We start from the raw sequence: 19,089 nt of genomic DNA on the forward strand, positions 1-19,089 counted from the left end.
GCCGGGTGGCCGCGCCTGACACCTCCGCACGGGCAACGCGGCCCGCCGGAGCCGGGGAACAGGGGCGACATGACTTCCCAGGGGTACCAGGCGGCCGTTCGCATGCTGCCACTGCACGATCCGCTGTGCGCGTCGGCGAGCCAGGTGGGCATCGGGCTCTCCACGCTGGCCGCGACCGCCGAACTGCTCACCGTGCCGCAGACGTTCGTGCTGATCGGCACCGTCGGCATGCTCACCCGATTCGCGGGTGCCGACCGCTCCGCGGGCTGGCTGGCGGCGGTGGCCGCCCGGCTGCTGGGCACCGCCACGCTGAGCTGCTGGCTGGTGCGGCCCGGCGGAGACCGCCGGATCGGCCCTCCGCTGCTCAACCTCAACTGGCAGTCCTGTGTGGACGCCATCACCGAGCTCGCCGCGACCGCCGCGCGGACCGCGGACGCGGGCGACCGCATGGTGATTCGGCTGCAACGCTTCCTCCCGTTCGACACCTCCGCCGTGGTGACCGTGCGCAGGGACAGCGCCGAGGTCACCGTGCAGTCCTGTCTCGGGCTGCCGGAGGATCTCGGGCGCGGCCTTTTCTGGGACCGGTTCACGGTGGACTCCGCCGATTTCCGGATAGCGGAGCGGGATCTCGCGGACAAGCGCATCGAAACCATCCCCGCGGCGGGTGGAACCCGGTCCCACCGCATCGGCCCCGGCCGCCGCTTCGCGCCCAGCCTGGACTGCGACACCATCGTCGGGCTCGCCCAGCAGGCCACCTGCACCGCCCACCACCTGGGCCAAGACCTCCGCCTGGTGTTCGGCCGGAGTTCGGGCGCGAACCATCTCATCTGCGTGTATCCGCTTTCCCGAAAAAGCAATCCATGACACTTCGAGTGCTCTTCTAGGCCGAGTTGGCAGTGTTGCCAACAACAGCCAACTCCGGCTGCCTGCGGAGGTCGAAGTGCATCGAACTTTGATTGTGGCGCATATGAAGGCGCACGATGCCGACTCGGTTGCTGGGATTTTCGCCGAGTCGGACTCCACCGATCTGCCGCATATGATCGGTGTTTCGCGGCGCACGCTGCTGCGTTTCCATGACTTGTATTTCCATCTTGTCGAAGCGGAAGAGGACATCGGCGACCGGCTGTACAAGGCCCGGAGCCATCCTCTCTATTCCGACATCAACACAAAGCTCGGCGAATTCATCTCGCCGTATGACCCGAACTGGAAAGAACCAAAAGACGCCATGGCCACGCCGTTTTACGTGTGGACACCTGAGCAGGGGAGAGTGTTGTGACCGCAGTGGAGCAGGTTCCCGGTCCGGTGTCGGTGGACACCACCGAGCGGCAGCTCAAGTTCAACGTCGACAACATCTTCGCCAACACCCGACGCGGCGGTGACATCCGAGTCACCCTGAGCCCCCGCACCGCGGGCTCCTGCTCCGGTTTCGGCGGCGTGCTCAAGCTCGGCCCCGGCGAGTACGTCAGCGAGCACTACCACCCGTACTCCGAAGAGTTCATGCACGTCGTCGCGGGCGAGTTCGAGATGACGGTGGACGGCCAGCCGATCCGGCTGAGCCCCGGCGACTCGCTGCTGGTGCCCATCGGCGTCAAGCACCGCATGGTCAACGTCGGCGACGTCGAGGGCCACTGCGTGTTCCACCTCTCGCCGCTGGCGCCGGACCCGAAGCTGGGCCACGTCGACACCGAGGAACTGGTCGCCCCCGACGCGCCGCACCCCGAGGTGGGCGGACGATGACCACCTCCGTGATCACCGGGATGGGCGTGATCGCCCCGACCGGGATCGGCAAGGACGCGCACTGGGAGGCGGTGCTGGCAGGCAAGACCGGTATCGGCCGCGTCTCCCGGTTCGACCCGGCGCGGTACCCGGTGCGGCTGGCCGGGGAGATCCCGGAGTTCGTCGCCAAGGACGAGGTGCCGCGCAGGCTCATCCCGCAGACCGACCGCTGGACGCACTTCGCGCTCCAGGCTGCGCAGGTCGCACTCGACGACGCGGGCGTGGACCCCAAGGACCTGCCCGAATACGACATGGCCGTGGTGACCGCGAGCTCGTCCGGCGGCACCGAGTTCGGCCAGAAGGAAATCGAGCAGCTCTGGAGCAACGGCCCGTCCTATGTCGGCGCCTACCAGTCGATCGCCTGGTTCTACGCGGCCACCACCGGCCAGGTGTCCATCCGGCACGAGATGCGCGGGCCCTGCGGGGTGATCTCCTGCGAGCAGGCGGGCGGGCTGGACGCCCTCGGCCAGGCGCGGCGGCTGCTGCGCACCGGCTCCCGGCTGGTCGTCAGCGGCGGCACCGACTCGGCGTCCTGCCCCTACGGGCTGGTCGCGCAGCTGTCCACCCGTGCACTGTCCACTTCGGAGGACCCCGAGCGGGCGTTCATCCCCTTCGACGCGCAGGCGAGCGGCTACGTACCCGGTGAGGGCGGCGCGATCCTGGTCGTCGAGGAGGCCGACGCGGTCCGCGAAAGGGGCGGCCGGTCCTACGGATCGGTGCTGGGCTACGCAGCGGGCTTCAACCCGCCGCCCGGCTCCGAGCGGCCCCCTGCACTGCGCAGGGTCATCGAACTGGCCCTGACCGACGCGGGAATCGCGGCCTCCGATGTGGATGTCGTGTTCGCCGACGCCATGGGCGTGCCCGCCGAGGACCTCGCGGAGGCGCAGGCCATCACCTCGGTGTTCGGCGCGCGCGGGGTGCCGGTGACGGCACCCAAGTCGCTCACCGGGCGGCTCTACGGCGGCGGCGCCGCGCTGGACGTGGCCACCGCGCTGCTCGCCTTGGGCGACAACGTCATCCCGCACACCCCTGGTGTGCGCGAGCTGGCCGCCGGGGTGGACATCGACCTGGTCACCGACGCGCCGCGGGAGCGGCCGCTGCGCACCGCGCTGGTGCTGGCCCGCGGCTACGGCGGGTTCACCGCCGCGCTCGTGCTCGGCAAGGGCAACCAACACAACTGAGGGGAAGCAATGCAGGAGTTCACCTTCGAGGATCTGAAGCGGATTCTCAGCGCCTGTGCGGGCGTCGACGAGGCGGTCGACCTGGACGGGCCGGTGGAGCAGACCGAGTTCATCGACCTCGGCTACGACTCGCTGGCGCTGCTGGAGCTCGCCAGCCGGGTGCAGCGCGAGTACAAGGTGCCGATGCCGGACGACGCTCCGCAGCACATGACCACGCCTGCCGAGGCCATCGCGTTCATCAACGTCCAGCTACAGGCCGCCAAGGCCGGATCGGCGGCCTGACATGTCCGGACACACCGACAACTCGATCGTCATCAACGCGCCGATGGACCTGGTCTGGGACATGACCAATGACATCGAGTCCTGGACGACGCTGTTCAGCGAGTACTCCGTCGCCGAGATCGTCGAGCGGCGTGGCGAGAGCATCCGCTTCCGCCTCGCGCTGCACCCCGACGAGAACGGCAAGGTCTGGAGCTGGGTCTCCGAGCGCACGCCCGACCCGGCGTCCCGCACGGTCCGCTCGGCCCGCGTGGAGACCGGAGTCTTCAAGTACATGTTCCTGTTCTGGGAGTACACCCAGGAGGCCGACGGCGTCCGCATGCGCTGGGTGCAGGACTTCGAGATGAAGCCGCAGGCCCCGCTGGACGACGCGGGCATGACCCAGCGGCTCAACACCAACACCGCGGTGCAGATGCAGCTGATCAAGGACAAGGTCGAGGCCGCGGCCCTGGCCAAGGTCTGAGCGGAGCGGGTGGCAAACCGATGCTGGAGATGATCGTCGTCCCGGTGGTGCTGCTGGCCAACGGCCTGGCCGCCGGGGTGCTGATGGGGACGCAGCTGGGGGGCTGGCCGCTGCTGGTCGCACTGCCGGACGACCGGTACGTGCACGCCCACGCGTTCTTCGCCACCCGCTACGACCCGTTCATGCCCGCCTGCCTGGTGGGCACCGTGCTCGGTGACGCGGTGCTGGCCTTCGCCGCGGACAGCACCGCGGAGCAGGGGCTCTACGGCACCGCGGTGGTACTGGGGTTGATCACCGTGGCGATCTCGATCGTGAAGAACGTGCCGGTGAACAAGTGGGTGCAGACGCTGGACCCGGACAACCTGCCCGCCGATTTCCCCGATCAGGACCCACGCCCTTCGTGGGGCCTATGGAACCGAATTCGCACCGCGCTCACGGTGTCGGCGCTGCTGCTCAACTGCGCGGCGTTGGCGCTCGTGCTGAACGTCTAAGGAGAAACCAATGGAGCTGCAACTGAAGGGTGCCAAGGTCCTCGTGACCGGCGGCACCAGGGGCGTCGGTCGGGGCGTCGTGTTGTCGCTGGCGAAGGCCGGCGTCAACGTGATCACCTGCTACCGCAACGAGTCCGAGGCCGTCGCCTCGCTGGAGCGGGAGCTCAAGGAGATCGGCGGACAGCACCACCTGGTGCGCGCCGACATCGCCGACCCCGCGCAGATCACCACGCTGATCGGCGAGGTCAAGGACAAGTTCGGCAGCCTCGACGGCATCGTCAACAACGCGGGCGTCATCAGCCACATCCCCTACGCGGAGCTTCCGCTCGAGGAGTGGCAGCGGATCATCAACGTCAACCTCACCGCCACCCACCTGGTGATCCAGCAGGCGCTGCCGCTGCTGGGCGAGGGCGCCTCCATCGTCAACATCGGCTCCAAGGTGGCCGAGGTCGGCATCCCGCTGCGAGCGCACTACACCGCGACCAAGGCCGCGGTCGTCGGCCTGTCCAAGTCGCTGGCCAAGGAGCTTGGACCGCGCGGCATCCGCGTCAACGTGCTGGCCCCCGGGGTCATCGAGACCGAGGCCATGGACGCCATGCCCGCCGAGCAGCGCGACGCGATGCGCGCCCGCTACGGCCAGAAGACCGCGCTGGGCCGCCTCGGGCAGCCCGACGAGATCGGCGGCGCGGTGCTGTTCCTGATCAGCCCCCTCTCGGCGTACGTGACCGGTGCGCTGCTGCACGTCGACGGAGGTATCTCCTGATGAGCGTCTTCCGCGTGACCCTGCGCATGGAGATCAAGCCCGGTATGGAGTCCGAGTTCGAGAAGGCGTGGCTGGCGATCGGTGACTCGGTCACCTCGCACCCCGCCAACCTCGGCCAGTGGCTCTCCCGAGGGGTGGACGGCCCAGAGGGTGAGGGCGAGAGCATCTACTACATCGTCAGCGACTGGGTGGACGAGCCGCGGTTCCGCGAGTTCGAGCACTCCGACGGGCACCTGGAGCACCGCAAGAAGCTGCACCCGTACCGCTCCGGCGGGTCCATGACGACCATGACCGTGGTTGCCCACCTCGAAGGTGCGGCGCGGGCTGCCGTGTCATGAGCGTGGGTGAAGTCCGCGTGATCATCTATCACGCCACGGACAACGCCGAGGGCGTGCGGGCGGCATACGAGCTGATCAGCAAGCGGCTCGCGCAGGTGCCCGGACAGCTCGGCAACGAACTGCTGCGGCACATCCACGACCCGCTGGGGTGGGTGGTGGTCAGCCGGTGGGCCGACCTCGCGGCGTTCCAGCGCTGGGAGGAAGGGGCCGACCACCGCCAGGACACCGCGCCGCTGCGGCCCTACCGCGACGAGCGCATGCAGCGCCCGTTCGGGATCTACGAGGTCGACGCCGCCTACTGATGGCGGTTCGGGGTGAGTGCGGCGGAGGGCGCCGCACTCGCCCCACCAATACATCACTGTGGGGAGTCCTTGATGACGAGCACACTGGATCGCGCCACGAGCGCGGTGACCGAGCCCGACTGGCTGGCCTGTCCGTCCTGCCGCACCGTCGTCTACCAGCGGCGGTTCGAACGTGGCGGCCGGATCTGCCCGGACTGCGGGTGGCACGCCGCGCTGACCGCGCCGCAGCGCCTGCTCGCGCTGCTGGACGCCGACTCCGCCGTGCCGGTGGAGATCGCGCCGACCCTGCACGACCCGCTGGGCTTCGTCGACCAGCGGCCCTACCCGCAGCGCCTGGCCAAGGCACGCGCGGCGACAGGGCTGGCCGACGCGGTGCTGGTGGTGCGGGCCCGCATCAAGGACAACCCGGTCGTGGTGGCGGCCATGGACTTCCGCTTCCTCGGCGGCAGCCTCGGCGTCGCCGCCGGTGAGGCCATCACCACGGCGGCCGAGGCCGCGCTGGCCGACGGCCTCCCGCTGCTGATTGTGACCGCCTCCGGCGGGGCCCGCATGCAGGAGGGCGCCCTGTCGCTCATGCAGATGGCCAAGACGTCCAACGCCATGGCCGCGCTGGACGAGGCGGGGCTGCTGACCATCACCCTGGTCACCGACCCCACCTACGGCGGTGTGGCCGCGTCCTACGCCACGCTCTCGGACGTGATCATCGCCGAGCCCGGCGCGCGGATGGGCTTCGCCGGGCCGCGGGTGATCGAGCAGACCGTACGCGAGCGGCTGCCCGAGGGCTTCCAGACCGCGGAGTTCCTGCTGGAGCACGGCTTGATCGACGATGTGCGGGCCCGCGCCGAACTGCCGCACACCATCGGCGCGCTGCTCGCGGGCACCGCGCAGGGCAAGCCCGACTGGGGGATGACCGAGACGGACCCGGTGCTGACCGACTCGGCGGAGGTGCCCGCCAAGCCGGTCACCGACGTGATCCGGCTGGCCCGCCACCTGGACCGGCCGACCACCTCCGACCACCTGATGAACTGGCTGGACAGCTTCGTGGAACTACGCGGCGACCGGCTCGGCGCCGAGGACCCGGCGCTGATCGGCGGCATCGGCAACCTGGACGGCCTGCCGGTGATGGTGATCGGCCACCAGAAGGGCCACGACACGGCGTCGCTGATCAAGCGCCGGTTCGGCATGCCCACACCCGCCGGGTACCGCAAGGCGGAGCGCCTGATGCGGCTGGCCGCCAAGCTCCGGCTGCCCATCGTGACGCTGATCGACACCCCCGGCGCCTACCCCGGCCTGGAGGCCGAGCGCACCGGGCAGGCGATCGCCATCGCGGAGTGCATCCGCACCATGGGCACCTTGCCGGTGCCGGTGGTCAGCGTGATCACCGGTGAGGGCGGCAGCGGCGGCGCGCTCGCGCTGGGCGTGGCCAACCGGGTGCTGCTGTGCGCCAACGCGATGTACTCGGTGATCAGCCCCGAGGGCTGCGCGGCGATCCTCTGGAAGGAGCCGGCGGCGGCGGCACAGGCCGCGAGCGCGCTGCGCATCGACGCCAAGTCGCTGCTGGAACTGGGCATCGTCGACGGTGTGGTGCCCGAGCCTCCGGGCGGGGCGCACACCGACCCGTACCCCGCGAGCGTGACCGTGCGCAACGCGGTGATCTGCGCGCTGCGCGACCTGCGACGGCACAGCGCAGAAGACTTGATCAACGACCGCCGCCTGCGTTTCCGGCGGTTCGGTCTGCTGGACGGCACGAGTAATGGAGAGGGCTCATGAGCGCGGCCAAAGTCGGCCTGTTCGAGGTCGGGCACTTCAGCAACGGACACCACGAGGAGAGCGCGGAGGACAAGCTGACCGCGCTGTGCCGCGGCCTGGCCGAGGTCCTCCGCACGGCGCGGCAGGCACCCAGCAAGGTCAGCCTCCGCTGCGGCGAGGCGGGCCTGGACATCGAGTGGCCTACCGCGGAACACCAGGTCGTGTCGGTCACGACCGTCCCCACCGTGGAGTCCCCTGTGGACACCACGGCCCCTGGGCATCAGGTGATCGCCCCCCTGGTGGGGACGTTCTACCGCGCCCCGGAACCCGGCGCCCGTCCGTTCGTCGAGGTCGGCGACCTGGTCGCGGCGGGGCAGCAGATCGGCATCGTCGAGGCCATGAAGTTGATGAACCCGGTGGAGGCCGACGTCGCGGGCCGGGTGGTCGCGGTGCTGGTCGGCGACGCCGAGCCGGTGGAGTACGGCCAGCCGCTGATCGTCATCGAGACGCTCGGCGCGGAAGACGGTTCGTGATGAAGCCCCTGTTCGACAAGATCCTCATCGCCAACCGCGGGGAGATCGCGCTGCGCGTCATCCGCACCTGCCGGGAGATGGGCATCCGCACGGTCGTGGTCCACTCCACATCGGACCGCGACTCGGCGGCGGTCCGCGCCGCGGACGAGGCGGTCCAGATCGGCCCCGGCGCGTCCAAGCAGAGCTACCTCTACGCGCCCGCCGTCATCGAGGCCGCGCTGCGCACCGGCGCCCAAGCCGTCCACCCCGGTTACGGCTTCCTGTCGGAAGACCCCGACTTCGCCGAAATCTGCGCCCAGAACGGCCTGGTGTTCATCGGCCCCGCCCCGGAGGTGATGGTCAACCTCGGCGACAAGGTGTCGGCGCGCAAGATCATGCTGGAGGCAGGCCTGCCGGTGCTCCCCGGCACCCTCGACCCCGTGCAGGGCGTAGGCGAGGTGGTCGAGCAGGCCAACCGCATCGGCTTCCCGCTGATCATCAAGGCCGCGGCGGGCGGCGGCGGCCGCGGCATGTCGGTGGTGCACGACCCGCGCGACCTGGTGCCCAAATTCCGCACCACCCGCGCCACCGCCCAGGCCACCTTCGGCGACGGCCGCGTCTACCTGGAGCGCTTCGCCCAGAACGCGCGGCACGTGGAGATCCAGATCCTGGCGGACACCCACGGCAACGTGATCCACCTCGGCGAACGCGACTGCTCGATCCAACGCAGGCACCAGAAGCTGATCGAGGAGAGCCCCGCCTTCGGCCTACCCCGCTCCCTGCTGGACCGCATGGCCCAGGTGTCGGTGGACGGCGCACGGGCGGTCGGTTACCTGGGGGCGGGCACCTTCGAGTTCCTGGTGTACGGCGAGGAATTCGCGTTCATGGAGGTGAACTGCCGCATCCAGGTGGAGCACCCGGTGACGGAGATGATGACCGGCGTGGACCTCGTCCGCGAACAGATCCGGGTGGCCGCGGGTTTGCCGCTGTCGGTGCGCCAGCAGGACATCGTGCCCCGTGGTGCGGCCGTCGAGGTGCGCGTCAACGCGGAGGACCCGGACCGCAACTTCGCTCCCGCGCCTGGTGAGCTGGCGGAGTTCGTGCCGCCGGGCGGGCCGTTCGTGCGGGTGGACACCCACGCCTACCCCGGCTGGCGGGTGCCCACCGAGTACGACTCGCTGCTGGCGAAGGTGATCACCTGGGCGCCGACCCGCGACCAGGCTTTGGACCGGATGGACCGGGCGCTGGGGGAGATGCGGGTGTCGGGACGTGGGGTGCGCACGACGAACGACCTGGTGCGTGAGGTCATGGCGGATGAGAGGTTCCGGCGCTGTGAGCACACCACGTCGTGGCTGGACGGGTTCATGGTGGAACGTGCGGAGGCGCCTCGGAGCGCTTAGAGCGCCATCACCCTGGCCAGCCGCTCGCGCCACCACGTCGCTCGTGGTTCTGGCATCGCGAACTCCGCCAGCAGCGCCTCGTCCGGTGCGGGCGGAGTTCGCGGTACGTCCAGGAAGCCGTTGATCGGGTGGTACGGGGATCGCACCACGTCGCCTTCGAAGAGTGCGATTGTGCCCAGGCCGCAGGCGAAGTCCAGTTCGGGGAGGGCGCCTGCCAGGGCTAGTTGAGCGGCCAGGCCTACGCTGGTTTCGAGTGCGGAGGAGACTACGCAGGGGAGGCCGCACGCTTCGGCGACCTGGAGTGCTCGGCGTACGCCGCCTAGCGGGGTGCACTTGATCACGGCGATGTCGGCGGCGCCTGCTACGGCGACTTTCAGGGGGTCTTCGGCGCGGCGGATCGATTCGTCTGCGGCGATCCTGACGTTGACTCGTTTGCGGACTGCGGCCAGTTCTTCGATCGTGGGGCAAGGTTGTTCTACGTACTCGAGGCCGCCTGCGGCTCGGTCCAGTTGGCGGATGTGGTCTACTGCGGTGTCGACTGTCCAGCGGGCGTTGGCGTCTATTCGGATTTTGCCTTGGGGGCCTAGGGCGTCTCGGACTGCGGCTACTCGTTCCAGGTCTTCTGGTAGTGAGTGCTCGTGGTCGGCTATCTTGATCTTTGCTGTTTGACAGTTGGACGCTTTGGTTATTTGTTGTGCCTTTTCAGGGGATACGGCGGGGATTGTGCAGTTTATCTCGATCCGGGTTCGTATTGGTTGCGGCCAGCCTGTTTCTGATGCTTCTCTTGCTGTGTTCAGCCAGTGTTTGGATTCGGGGTCGTTATAGTTGTCGAAGGGGCAGAAGTCGCCCCAGCCTTTTGGGCCTTGTATTAGGATTCCTTCTCTTTGGGTTATGCCTCGGAATTTGGTTTTCATGGGGATCTGATAGAGGTGCATGGGTTCTTTCTTGGTGGGGGTGGTGGGTGAGTTATGTGTGTTTGAGGGCTTGGGTGGGGAGTTTATGTGTTGAGTGTGTGATGAAGGCTGGTGGCTTGGCTTATATGTTTTCTTTTGGGTTTGGTGGAATTCGTTGTTTGACATGGGGCCCCTACGGCACCGCGGAAGGGCTTTACCGGGCAGGCTTCGCATGCCCTTCCTCGCGGCGAGCTTAGCGGTGCCGCCACCCCATGTAAAACAACGAATTCCAGCCCGCCTGTTCTGCTGCGTCGGTTGGCGGTGTGCGTTATTTGTGGTCGGTTGGGTGTGCGTTACTGGTAGGGGCTGGGTGTGCCTTCGTGTGGCGGGCTGGGTCTGCGTTGTTTGTGGCTGGTTGGCGTTGGCTGGTGGGTGGGGTGGGCGTGCGCTGATTGTGGCAGCTTAACGCTTGTTGTTCCTGGCTGTTGGGGTGCGATTGTGTGTGCGGCGGATTGTGTTGCCGATCGGGCTTTTGGTAGCGTTGGGTAACTTTGCGTCCTATCCATCCACCCGTTTGATTGATTCTTTTAGAACTTCTGTTCGATACCATGGGATGTATGAGCACTGCACAGTCTCCCTCCTTCTCTCCCGCTGCGGTGGGCGAGGCGTTTGAGGCTGCGCTTGGTGCGGATATTTCTGCGGCTGATGCTGACGAGGCTTTGACCTTGTTGGTGCAGGCTCGGCGATTGCAGGCTTTTGCTCGGGCTGTCGAGTGGGAAGCCGCCATGCGGTTGTGGAAGATCCGCGAGCATGAGCCCGAGACCTCTTGGGGCTCGTTCTGCGACAGCGAGATTGCGGCTGCTGCCAAGTTGTCTCCCCGCGCTGCTGATCGCGTGTTGAGCGATGCGTTGACGATGTGCGGCGATCTGCCCGCAACGCACGCGGCGTTGAAAGAAGGCGTGATCGACACCGGCCACGCCTACGCCATCGCCAACGCGACCTCGGTGCTGTCGCCGGAGGTTCGGGCCAAGGTCGAGCAGGAAGCGCTCGTCAAGGCGCCGGGACGTACCGCGCAGCAACTCGCCAGCATCCTGCGCCGCACCGTGGCGCGGGTCGACCCTGCGGGCTGCGAGGAGCGTGCCGAGCGACGCCGTCGCGACACCTACGCATCCAAGAAACCCGGCGAAGACGGCTTCGCCAACTACATCATCGGAGGCGCAACGGAGAAGATATCGGCAGCCGACGACCGAGTAGACAAGATCGCCCGAGCCGTAAAACGCGACGGCGACACCCGAACCCTCGACCAACTCCGCTCTGCGGTAGCCCTAGGCCTGCTAACCGGAAACCTGGACGAACGCACCCAAGAACTAGCCGCATCCACCACAGCGGTACTCCACATCATCACACCCTTCACCACACTGATCGGAGCAGACAACGTCCCGGTAGAGCTGGCCGACGGCAGCATGCTCCCCGCCTCTGTGATGCGCCAGATCATCGAAACCCACCGCGACACCGTGGTCTACAAGCGCATATTGGTAGACGACGCCGGAATAGCCCTCCCCCTCCAACAAAAGACCTACCGCCCCGGCCGAGAACTAACCCGCTTCGTCAAAACCCGCAACCCCCGCTGCGTTTTCCCCGGCTGCCCCCGCAAAGCCCGCAGCAAGGGAATGGAGCTGGACCACACCCACGAATACAGCCAAGGCGGCGAAACCAGCCACGCCAACCTGGCCCCCATGTGCGCCCGCCACCACCACACCAAACACCGAGGCGGTTGGAAGGCAACCCAACCCGAACCCGGCACCCTGAAGTGGACAAGCCCCGCAGGCCGCACCTACACAATCCACCCCCAACCACTCCTAGACCACACCCCCACTCACAACCACCCACCCACAAGCCCTCACCCACCCACGGGCTCCTACCCACCCGCAGATGTCCATCCATCGGTAGACGCCAATCCTCCGACAGACGCCAATCCTCCGGCAGACCGTAAATCCCCCCTCATCCCGAACCGACCTCCAGAAAAGACCCGACACCTCACACCCAAAACAACCTCCCGCCCCCCGACGCCGAAAGCAGTCTCCCGCCCGCCAACTCCCAGCAACGCCGTCACCGCGCGACGCACACGACAACCAGCCCACCCCATAACCGGCGGCTGGCAACCCACTCGTACCCCAACGCACCCCAACCACATCACCCCAGGCGAGAGCGATGGCCCGCCTCCCTTCTAACCCGCCCGCGTCTAATCCACCGTCTCCCTTCCACCGCCGCGCGTCTAACCACGGCGGCCCAAGGTCCTCAATGTGCAACTCAAATCCCCGAAGTCGCAGAAGGACTGCCCACCCTTTCTGCGCCCGGCCGGCTGAGCCCGCGTCGCGGAAGGCGGAGAGCGGACGTGGCCACCCCGACACCACCTTGCCGTAGGTTGGGCCGAGAGGTACCCACTCGATAAGACGCCACCTCAAGAAACGGCCACTCCTGACAACGCACCACATCAAGACGATGGCCGACAAGTCGAGGCCACAAGGGAGCCCTCACAACGCAACATCTCAAGGCGATCTCTGAGAACCCAACTTCTCAAGGCGATCTCTGACAACGCTATGCCGCAGGCAGCTCCTCACAACGGACGCTTCGAGGCGACTCCTGACAGCGCGACGTTTCACAGGGAATCCCTGGCAACACGACGCCCCAGGCGCCCGCTGACGACGCAACTTCTCCAGGCGATCCCTCACAACGCAACATCTCAAGGCGATCTGACAACGCGACGCCTCAGGCAGCTCCTCACAACGGACCCTTCAAGGCGAGTCCCGACAGCGCGACGTCTCCAGGGAACCCTGGCAGCGCGACGCCTCAGGCGTCCGCTGACAATGCGACTTCTCCAGGCGATCCCTCACGACGCGACGCCTCAAGGCGACTCCTGACAACGCGACCTCTCAAGGAACTCCTGACAGCCCCGACGCCCCAAAGCGGCCGCTGACAACCCAACGCCCCTTCGAGGCCTCATCGGCAAATCAACACCGCGCAAGCCAATCCCCATGAACGCCATCTCACAGGCCGGAGGCCACACCACGAATCAGCGCCCAAAAGGAGCCCCCAATCACTCCCATACAAGTAATCGCCAGTGTGGAGCCACGACATTTCTTGCGAGGTTTTTTGATGATTTTCTGTGGGGGGAGCGGTGGTGCTAAGCTCGCCCGCGAGAGGGGCATGCGAAGCCTGCCCCGGAAAAGCCCCTCCGCACCACCGCTAGGGGCCCCACATAAAATCATCAAAAAACCTCGCAGGCACCCCCCAACCTGGCGACAAAACCCACCCACCCCCACCCAAAAAAGAAAACAAAAAACCCCCAAACCCCAAACACCAGAAGAACCAAAAGAAAACCAGACCGCCCCAAACCCCCAGCAGAAGCAGCAGCTAGGGTACCCCCCGTGCCCAACCCCCTGGGAGAGTTCGCCGCCGGAACCCGAACACTGGGCCGCGGCTTCGGAATCGTGTTCCGCACCCCAAAGCTGCTGCTGATTGGCGCCATCCCAGCAGTCATCACCACAGCCCTGCTCATCACCGCCATCGTGAGCCTAGGCATCTACGCAGGCGACATAGCCGCCTGGGCAACCCCCTTCGCCGACAACTGGTCCGAGGGACTGCGACAGGCCACCCGCGTCCTGGGCGGGGTACTGGTGTTCCTGGGCGGCTTGGCCGTCGGGCTCATCGCCTACACCGCCGTCACGCTGCTGATCGGCGGCCCGTTCTACGAGTACATCGCCGAGAAGGTGGAGGACTCCATCGGTGGCGGACCGGACACGTCGCCGTCCTGGACGAGGATGTTCCTCATCGGCCTCCGCGACTCGATTCTCCTCGTCAGCACCTCCATTGTACTGGCCATCCCGCTCTTCGCGGCGGGCTTCATCCCCGTCGTCGGCCAGACGGCCATCCCGGTGATCGCGGTGTGCGTGAACGCCTGGATTCTCGCCTTGGAGGTCGTCGGCGTCCCGTTTGTGCGCCGCGGCCTGAAGCTGCGGGACCGGCACCGCGTCCTGAAGGGCTGCCGGATGCGGACGCTGGGGTTCGCCGTGCCGGTCTACCTACTGTTCCTCATCCCGCTGGCCGCCATTGTCGTCATGCCTGCTGCCGTCGCGGGCGGCACGCTGCTGGCGAACGAGCGGCTGCGCGTGCAGCCGCCCGTCGCCTGAATCGGCATCAGCCGAGTACCGATTCGATTTTGTCCGCTGCCAGCTTCGGGCCGTCCATCGCGCGGACCTCCGCCGCGAACTTCGCCACCCTGGCCTTGAGCTCGGTGTCGGCATGGATGCTCAGCACCGCTTCGCGCAGGACTTCCGCCGTGACGTCTTCCGGCGCGATGTGCTTGCCGAAGCCCAGTTCCTCCAGCCGCCCCGCGGTCATGGCCTGTTCCACCATCTGCGGCACCGCGATCAGCGGGACACCGGCCCGCAGGCCTTCCATCGTGCTGCCCATCCCCGCATGCGTGATGAACACATCGGTGTGTTCGAGCACCGCCAGCTGCGGAACGTACTGCTGGACCTCGACGTTCGCGGGCAGCTCACCAAGCTCGGCAGCGTCCACCGAAGTGCCGATGGAGATCAGCACATTCCAGTCGAGGCCGGTGAACGCCTCGATGCACGCGCGGTAGAAGTCCGGCCGCACGTTGAAGGCGGTGCCCAGGGAGACGTACAGCGTGGGGTTGTCGGTCTTCGGCTGCCACGTCTCCGTGGGCTTCTCCTCCCGCAGACACGGGCCGACGAAGGTGTAGCGGTCGTCGTAGATCTCCTGCTTGAGGTGGAAGCTCCTCGGCACCATGATCACGTTGTGCTCGGAGGGGCTCACCGGCTCCGGTTCACGGTCCGGCAGGCCGTGCTCGGCCAGGAACCGGCTGAACGACGCCGCGTACTCGTCATACCCTTGGTCACCAGGGCCCCAGGGCTTCTCCTCGCCGTACTCGAAGTCTTCGTGCGCGGCGAAGCTCGGCCACAGCTGCACCGCGGGGATGCCCCACTTCTCGGCAAGCAGCCTGCCCGGCCAGCTGAAGAAGTCGAAGCAGATCAGGTCCGGGCGGTCGTCCGCGTAGGCCTTCTCCACCTGCGGGAACGTCTCCTGTAGGGCCTCCAGCAGCATCCTCGGCAGCATCGACCTGATGTCTTCCTGCGTGAGGTCGCTCGGCGGCTTCCGCGGCGCCTGCGTGGTGTAGATGACCGGCTCCGCGCCCGCCGCCGTCACCACCTCCGTGAACTCCTCGGAGATGGCGTAGGTGACGCGGTGGCCACGCCGGACCAGCTCCTTGACCGTGCCCAGCGTCGGGTTGACGTGCCCGTGACCCGGGATGTTGAACACGGCGATGTGTTTGCCCATGGCTCCCCCTGTAAGCGATTTCCGTTCTAGCCCGATCTTGCTCCCTCAAGCTTGCTTGAGGTCAAGGCGCCCTTGGTCACACCGCCCCGAAAGGCATCGCTTCACGACTTTGGCGGTTCCGGATGTCCACCGAACAGGTTTCCATTCGATAAGCGTCGTTGACCACGGTGATCAACTTCTGGAGCCTGGAAAGACGGGTGCGTCAACGTTGTCAGCACCTCTGGTTTTGCTGCCGGGGGACGGACGGCAATCCGCATCCAATGACGAAGGAGGCCCGTAGTGGACCTCGTCGCCGTACTGCTCACCGGACTTATGGCGGGCGGGATCTCCTGCGCCGCCGTGCAGGGAGGCCTGCTGGCGGGCGTGATCACCCGCCAGGTGCCCGACCCCGAACCCGGCTGCTGTGACAGCCCAGCTGCCACCGCGACCGCCGTGCGGGTCACCGACGACCTCAAACCCGTCGCGGGCTTCCTGCTGGGAAAGCTCGTCTCCCACACCGCACTGGGCGCCCTGCTCGGCGGCCTCGGCAGCGTCGTCTCGCTGTCCACCCAGGCCAGGGTAGGCCTGCAACTCGCGGCCGGTGCGTTGATCGTGGCACTGGGCTTGGCCCAACTCGGCGTCCGCGGGTTCCGCCGCATCACCATCGCGCCGCCTGCCTCCTGGCTCCGAGCGGCCCGAGACCGCAGCGGATCGTCCACAGTGGTCGCCCCGACCGTGCTCGGGGTGGCCACCGTGCTGCTGCCCTGCGGCGTGACGCTGTCGGTCGAAGCCCTCGCGCTGGCCTCCGGATCGGTATGGCAGGGCGCCTTGGCCATGGCGGTCTTCGTGCTCGGCACCGCACCGGTGTTCGGCCTGCTCGGCTACACCGCCCGCCGCGCCGCGCTGGTCCTGCGCGGCAGGCTCGCCGCCATCACCGGCGTCGTGCTCGTCCTGGTCGGCCTCTACACCGTGAACTCCGGCCTGGAGGTCGCGGGCTCCCCGCTCGCCGCCAGCAAGCTGACCCGCGGCGTCACCGGCACCACCGCCATGGCCTCCGTCGTGGACGGACGCCAGACGGTGGAGATCGTCGCCCGCTCCGGCTACCGCCCAGACCGCATCCAGGCCACCGCGGGCGTACCCACCACGCTGGTGATCCGCTCCGAGAAGGCCACCGGCTGCGAACGGGCCTTCGAGATCCCGTCCCGCAACATCGACGAGGTGCTCCCTGTGGCAGGCGAGACCCGCATCGACCTCGGCCTGCTCGAACCCGGCGAAATCGGGTTCACCTGCGCGATGGGCATGTACACCGGCACCATCACGGTCCGCTGAGGCGGGTTACCGTGACGCCATGAACCCACGGCTGCGGGCCACCGACCTCCGCCTCGCCTATGGCGACCGGGTCGTGGTCGAGGGGCTGGACCTGGACGTGCTGGACAACACCGTGACCGCCGTGATCGGCCCCAACGGCTGCGGCAAGTCCACCCTGCTGCGTGCCCTGGGCAGGCTGCTCGCGCCCGTCGCCGGGACGGTGTTGTTGGACGGCAAGGCCATCGACCGGCTGCCCACCCGCGAGGTCGCCCAGGTGCTCGGACTGCTGCCGCAGGCTCCGCAGGCACCGGAGGGACTGCTGGTCGCCGACCTGGTCGCCCGCGGCAGGCACCCGCACCAGCGCTGGTTCCGCCAGTTTTCGCCGGAGGACGAGGCGGCCGTGGCCCAGGCGCTGGCCATGACCGATATGACCGACCTGTCCGACCGGCCGGTGGAGGAGCTTTCCGGCGGGCAGCGCCAACGCGCCTGGATCTCCATGGCGCTGGCCCAGGGCACCGACCTGCTCCTGCTGGACGAGCCGACCACGTACCTCGACCTCGCTCACCAGGTCGACGTGCTGGAACTGGTCGGCAGGTTGAACCGCGACCTGGGTCGCACCGTGGTGATGGTGCTGCACGACCTGAACCTCGCCGCCCGCTACGCCGACCGCCTGGTCGCCATGCGCGAAGGCCGCATCGTCACCGAGGGCCCACCGGCCGAGGTGCTCACCGAGGAGTTGATCGCCGAGGTCTTCGGCCTGCGCGCCAAGGTGATCCCCGACCCCGTGGTTGGCACGCCGCTGGTCGTTCCGATCGGCGCCCTGACCGCGGCTTGAGGAAGCCGTGGCGCCCCCACCGTTACCCCTTCTGCCCGCACCGTGGCGAATCCGCTTCGCGATGCCCGCAGACGACGACCTCGACCTGATCCACCGATGGATGAACGCCCCGCACATCGCCGAGCAGTGGCATCAGGCCTGGGACCGGGACGCGTGGCACCGGGAACTGCACAGCCAACTCGCCGGTGTGCATTCCCACCCCTACCTGGTCGAGCGGGACGGCAGACCGGTCGCATACCTGGAGATCTACCGGGTAATCCACGACGTGTTGGCACCGTGCTACGACCACGATCAGAACGATCTCGGCGTCCACATCGCCGTCGGGGACCCGAGTTCCACCGGCCGTGGGTGGGGTAGCGAACTGCTGCGGGTACTCGCCCAAGGCCTGCTCGACGCGGACCCGCTGTGCAGGCGCGTGGTCGCCGAGCCCAGTTTGGCCAACCCGGCCTCGGTGCGGGCGTTCGCCAAAGCCGGATTCCGTCACGCTGCCGACATCGACCTGCCGGGAAAGCGCGCCGCGCTGATGGTCCGGCCCAGACGTGACGAAGACGTTCCCGAATGCGTGTAGACGATTAGACCCGCTCACATTAGGGTAGGCTAACTTTCTAACCGGTTGGAGGAGGTGTGGTGTCGCCGACGAACGTTCTGCCACCCAGGGCCCGCCAGTTGGAGGCGCCGATCCGGCACTTCCGGGCGCGGGTGAAGCAGGTCCAGCGCCTCACGCCGCACCTCGCGCGGGTCACCTTCGCGGGCGAAGGCCTGCTCGACTGGATCGGCGCCGGACCCGACCAGCGGATCAAACTGTTCTTCCCGCTCCAAGGCCAGGACGAGCCGATCTACCCGACCGGTGAGAAGTGGTGGCTCCAGTGGCGGGACATGCCTGCCGACGTCCGCGCCGTCTACCGCACCTACACCGTCCGCAGGCAGCGCCCCGAACTCGGCGAGCTTGACGTCGACTTCGTGCTGCACGGCGACAACGGCCCCGCCTCCGCCTGGGCCGCCCGCGCCAAACCCGGCGACCACGTCGGCATCTGGGGTCCGGCCTCCGCCTACGACCCGGTGGCCGCGGACTGGCAGCTGATCGCGGGCGACGAGACCGCGCTGCCCGCCATCGGCGCGATCGTGGAGTCGCTGGCGCCGGGCATCCACGCCAAGGTGTTCATCGAGGTGGGCGGCCCTGCCGATGAGCAGCGCCTGGACACCTTCGGCGAGGTCGAGCTCAACTGGGTGCACCGCCGCGGCACCGAGCCCGGCGAAAGCTGCGCGCTGCTGGACGCTATCCGCGAGGCCGAGTTCCCGCCCGGCCTGCCGTACTGCTGGGTGGCGGGCGAGTCGTCCATGGTGCAGGGCGTGCGCAGGCACCTCGTCGCCGACCGCGGCATCGATAAGAAGTCGATCTACTTCTCCGGCTACTGGCGGTTCGGCGAGAGCCAGGTGTGACCCTGGCCCTCGCCTT

The 19,089-nt window shown here is 67.7% G+C and carries 21 protein-coding genes; 19 read left to right on the top strand and 2 right to left on the bottom strand.

Annotated elements, in window-relative coordinates:
- Positions 1 to 69 precede the first annotated feature (69 nt).
- From ACU6XJ_RS15665 to ACU6XJ_RS15725, 13 genes are all read left to right on the top strand, one after another.
- A complete protein-coding gene (locus ACU6XJ_RS15665) occupies positions 70 to 864 on the top strand; it encodes a hypothetical protein (protein ID WP_476311636.1) in 795 nt (264 codons plus the stop codon).
- Positions 865 to 940: 76 nt separating this feature from the next.
- Entirely contained in the window at positions 941 to 1,276 is a 336-nt protein-coding gene (locus ACU6XJ_RS15670) for a TcmI family type II polyketide cyclase (RefSeq protein ID WP_476311637.1), read from the top strand.
- The gene (locus ACU6XJ_RS15675; RefSeq protein ID WP_476311639.1) at positions 1,273 to 1,737 is read left to right on the top strand and encodes a cupin domain-containing protein; all 465 of its coding nucleotides are present in this window, start codon (positions 1,273 to 1,275) and stop codon (positions 1,735 to 1,737) included. Before ACU6XJ_RS15670 ends, ACU6XJ_RS15675 begins: the two co-directional genes overlap by 4 nt.
- Positions 1,734 to 2,957, top strand: coding sequence for a ketosynthase chain-length factor (locus tag ACU6XJ_RS15680; RefSeq protein WP_476311641.1), 1,224 nt, complete (start codon positions 1,734 to 1,736; stop codon positions 2,955 to 2,957). Before ACU6XJ_RS15675 ends, ACU6XJ_RS15680 begins: the two co-directional genes overlap by 4 nt.
- Positions 2,958 to 2,966: 9 nt before the next feature.
- A complete protein-coding gene (locus tag ACU6XJ_RS15685) occupies positions 2,967 to 3,239 on the top strand; it encodes an acyl carrier protein (RefSeq protein ID WP_476311643.1) in 273 nt (90 codons plus the stop codon).
- A gap of 1 nt (position 3,240) precedes the next feature.
- Positions 3,241 to 3,699 carry an SRPBCC family protein gene (locus ACU6XJ_RS15690; protein ID WP_476311645.1) on the top strand — a complete coding sequence of 153 codons (459 nt, stop codon included), beginning with the start codon at positions 3,241 to 3,243 and terminating at the stop codon, positions 3,697 to 3,699.
- A gap of 20 nt (positions 3,700 to 3,719) precedes the next feature.
- Positions 3,720 to 4,190: an anthrone oxygenase family protein gene (locus ACU6XJ_RS15695; RefSeq protein WP_476311648.1), complete on the top strand. Its 471-nt coding sequence runs from the start codon at positions 3,720 to 3,722 to the stop codon at positions 4,188 to 4,190.
- A 10-nt stretch (positions 4,191 to 4,200) separates the two neighbouring features.
- Positions 4,201 to 4,953, top strand: a complete 753-nt coding sequence (locus ACU6XJ_RS15700) for an SDR family NAD(P)-dependent oxidoreductase (protein ID WP_476311651.1) — start codon at positions 4,201 to 4,203, stop codon at positions 4,951 to 4,953.
- Positions 4,953 to 5,291, top strand: coding sequence for an antibiotic biosynthesis monooxygenase family protein (locus ACU6XJ_RS15705; RefSeq protein ID WP_476311653.1), 339 nt, complete (start codon positions 4,953 to 4,955; stop codon positions 5,289 to 5,291). Before ACU6XJ_RS15700 ends, ACU6XJ_RS15705 begins: the two co-directional genes overlap by 1 nt.
- Positions 5,288 to 5,593 (top strand): antibiotic biosynthesis monooxygenase family protein, encoded by a 306-nt coding sequence (locus ACU6XJ_RS15710; protein WP_476311655.1) that lies wholly within the window; start codon positions 5,288 to 5,290, stop codon positions 5,591 to 5,593. The genes ACU6XJ_RS15705 and ACU6XJ_RS15710 overlap by 4 nt, the downstream gene beginning before the upstream one ends.
- A gap of 72 nt (positions 5,594 to 5,665) precedes the next feature.
- Complete coding sequence (gene accA, locus ACU6XJ_RS15715; protein WP_476311658.1) at positions 5,666 to 7,363, top strand: acetyl-CoA carboxylase carboxyl transferase subunit alpha; 1,698 nt, start codon at positions 5,666 to 5,668, stop codon at positions 7,361 to 7,363.
- Positions 7,360 to 7,875, top strand: coding sequence for an acetyl-CoA carboxylase biotin carboxyl carrier protein (gene accB, locus ACU6XJ_RS15720; protein WP_476311660.1), 516 nt, complete (start codon positions 7,360 to 7,362; stop codon positions 7,873 to 7,875). The genes accA and accB overlap by 4 nt, the downstream gene beginning before the upstream one ends.
- Positions 7,875 to 9,254 (top strand): acetyl-CoA carboxylase biotin carboxylase subunit, encoded by a 1,380-nt coding sequence (locus ACU6XJ_RS15725; RefSeq protein ID WP_476314038.1) that lies wholly within the window; start codon positions 7,875 to 7,877, stop codon positions 9,252 to 9,254. The genes accB and ACU6XJ_RS15725 overlap by 1 nt, the downstream gene beginning before the upstream one ends.
- On the opposite strand, the gene ACU6XJ_RS15730 is transcribed toward ACU6XJ_RS15725, so the two are convergent.
- On the bottom strand, positions 9,251 to 10,255 hold the full coding sequence (locus ACU6XJ_RS15730; protein WP_476314040.1) for an o-succinylbenzoate synthase: 1,005 nt from the start codon (positions 10,253 to 10,255) through the stop codon (positions 9,251 to 9,253). The two genes, ACU6XJ_RS15725 and ACU6XJ_RS15730, sit on opposite strands and share 4 nt — an antisense overlap.
- A 509-nt stretch (positions 10,256 to 10,764) precedes the next feature.
- Here ACU6XJ_RS15730 and ACU6XJ_RS15735 point away from each other — a divergent pair.
- A complete protein-coding gene (locus tag ACU6XJ_RS15735; RefSeq protein ID WP_476311662.1) occupies positions 10,765 to 12,378 on the top strand; it encodes an HNH endonuclease in 1,614 nt (537 codons plus the stop codon).
- Between the two features lie 1,197 nt (positions 12,379 to 13,575).
- Positions 13,576 to 14,337, top strand: a complete 762-nt coding sequence (locus ACU6XJ_RS15740) for an EI24 domain-containing protein (protein ID WP_476311665.1) — start codon at positions 13,576 to 13,578, stop codon at positions 14,335 to 14,337.
- Between the two features lie 7 nt (positions 14,338 to 14,344).
- Here the strand turns inward: ACU6XJ_RS15740 and ACU6XJ_RS15745 are convergent, their stop codons facing one another.
- Positions 14,345 to 15,511 carry a macrolide family glycosyltransferase gene (locus tag ACU6XJ_RS15745; RefSeq protein WP_476311668.1) on the bottom strand — a complete coding sequence of 389 codons (1,167 nt, stop codon included), beginning with the start codon at positions 15,509 to 15,511 and terminating at the stop codon, positions 14,345 to 14,347.
- Between the two features lie 279 nt (positions 15,512 to 15,790).
- Here ACU6XJ_RS15745 and ACU6XJ_RS15750 point away from each other — a divergent pair, with 279 nt between their 5' ends.
- Genes ACU6XJ_RS15750 through ACU6XJ_RS15765 form a run of 4 tightly spaced genes read left to right on the top strand, consistent with a single transcriptional unit; the run spans position 15,791 to position 19,073 of the window.
- Complete coding sequence (locus ACU6XJ_RS15750; RefSeq protein WP_476311671.1) at positions 15,791 to 16,819, top strand: urease accessory protein UreH domain-containing protein; 1,029 nt, start codon at positions 15,791 to 15,793, stop codon at positions 16,817 to 16,819.
- Positions 16,820 to 16,838: 19 nt separating this feature from the next.
- Positions 16,839 to 17,633 carry an ABC transporter ATP-binding protein gene (locus ACU6XJ_RS15755; protein WP_476311673.1) on the top strand — a complete coding sequence of 265 codons (795 nt, stop codon included), beginning with the start codon at positions 16,839 to 16,841 and terminating at the stop codon, positions 17,631 to 17,633.
- A 7-nt stretch (positions 17,634 to 17,640) separates the two neighbouring features.
- A complete protein-coding gene (locus ACU6XJ_RS15760; RefSeq protein WP_476311676.1) occupies positions 17,641 to 18,201 on the top strand; it encodes a GNAT family N-acetyltransferase in 561 nt (186 codons plus the stop codon).
- Positions 18,202 to 18,260: 59 nt separating this feature from the next.
- The gene (locus ACU6XJ_RS15765; protein ID WP_476311678.1) at positions 18,261 to 19,073 is read left to right on the top strand and encodes a siderophore-interacting protein; all 813 of its coding nucleotides are present in this window, start codon (positions 18,261 to 18,263) and stop codon (positions 19,071 to 19,073) included.
- Positions 19,074 to 19,089: the final 16 nt, after the last annotated feature.

It is taken from the genome of Actinorectispora metalli, assembly GCF_056323685.1.

Coding starts and splice junctions, on each gene's coding strand:
- ACU6XJ_RS15665 (WP_476311636.1), top strand. CDS start 70: ATGACTTCCCAGGGGTACCAGGCGGCCGTTCGCATGCTGCCACTGCAC.
- ACU6XJ_RS15680 (WP_476311641.1), top strand. CDS start 1,734: ATGACCACCTCCGTGATCACCGGGATGGGCGTGATCGCCCCGACCGGG.
- ACU6XJ_RS15685 (WP_476311643.1), top strand. CDS start 2,967: ATGCAGGAGTTCACCTTCGAGGATCTGAAGCGGATTCTCAGCGCCTGT.
- ACU6XJ_RS15690 (WP_476311645.1), top strand. CDS start 3,241: ATGTCCGGACACACCGACAACTCGATCGTCATCAACGCGCCGATGGAC.
- ACU6XJ_RS15695 (WP_476311648.1), top strand. CDS start 3,720: ATGCTGGAGATGATCGTCGTCCCGGTGGTGCTGCTGGCCAACGGCCTG.
- ACU6XJ_RS15700 (WP_476311651.1), top strand. CDS start 4,201: ATGGAGCTGCAACTGAAGGGTGCCAAGGTCCTCGTGACCGGCGGCACC.
- ACU6XJ_RS15705 (WP_476311653.1), top strand. CDS start 4,953: ATGAGCGTCTTCCGCGTGACCCTGCGCATGGAGATCAAGCCCGGTATG.
- ACU6XJ_RS15710 (WP_476311655.1), top strand. CDS start 5,288: ATGAGCGTGGGTGAAGTCCGCGTGATCATCTATCACGCCACGGACAAC.
- accA (WP_476311658.1), top strand. CDS start 5,666: ATGACGAGCACACTGGATCGCGCCACGAGCGCGGTGACCGAGCCCGAC.
- accB (WP_476311660.1), top strand. CDS start 7,360: ATGAGCGCGGCCAAAGTCGGCCTGTTCGAGGTCGGGCACTTCAGCAAC.
- ACU6XJ_RS15725 (WP_476314038.1), top strand. CDS start 7,875: ATGAAGCCCCTGTTCGACAAGATCCTCATCGCCAACCGCGGGGAGATC.
- ACU6XJ_RS15735 (WP_476311662.1), top strand. CDS start 10,765: ATGAGCACTGCACAGTCTCCCTCCTTCTCTCCCGCTGCGGTGGGCGAG.
- ACU6XJ_RS15745 (WP_476311668.1), bottom strand. CDS start 15,511: ATGGGCAAACACATCGCCGTGTTCAACATCCCGGGTCACGGGCACGTC.
- ACU6XJ_RS15755 (WP_476311673.1), top strand. CDS start 16,839: ATGAACCCACGGCTGCGGGCCACCGACCTCCGCCTCGCCTATGGCGAC.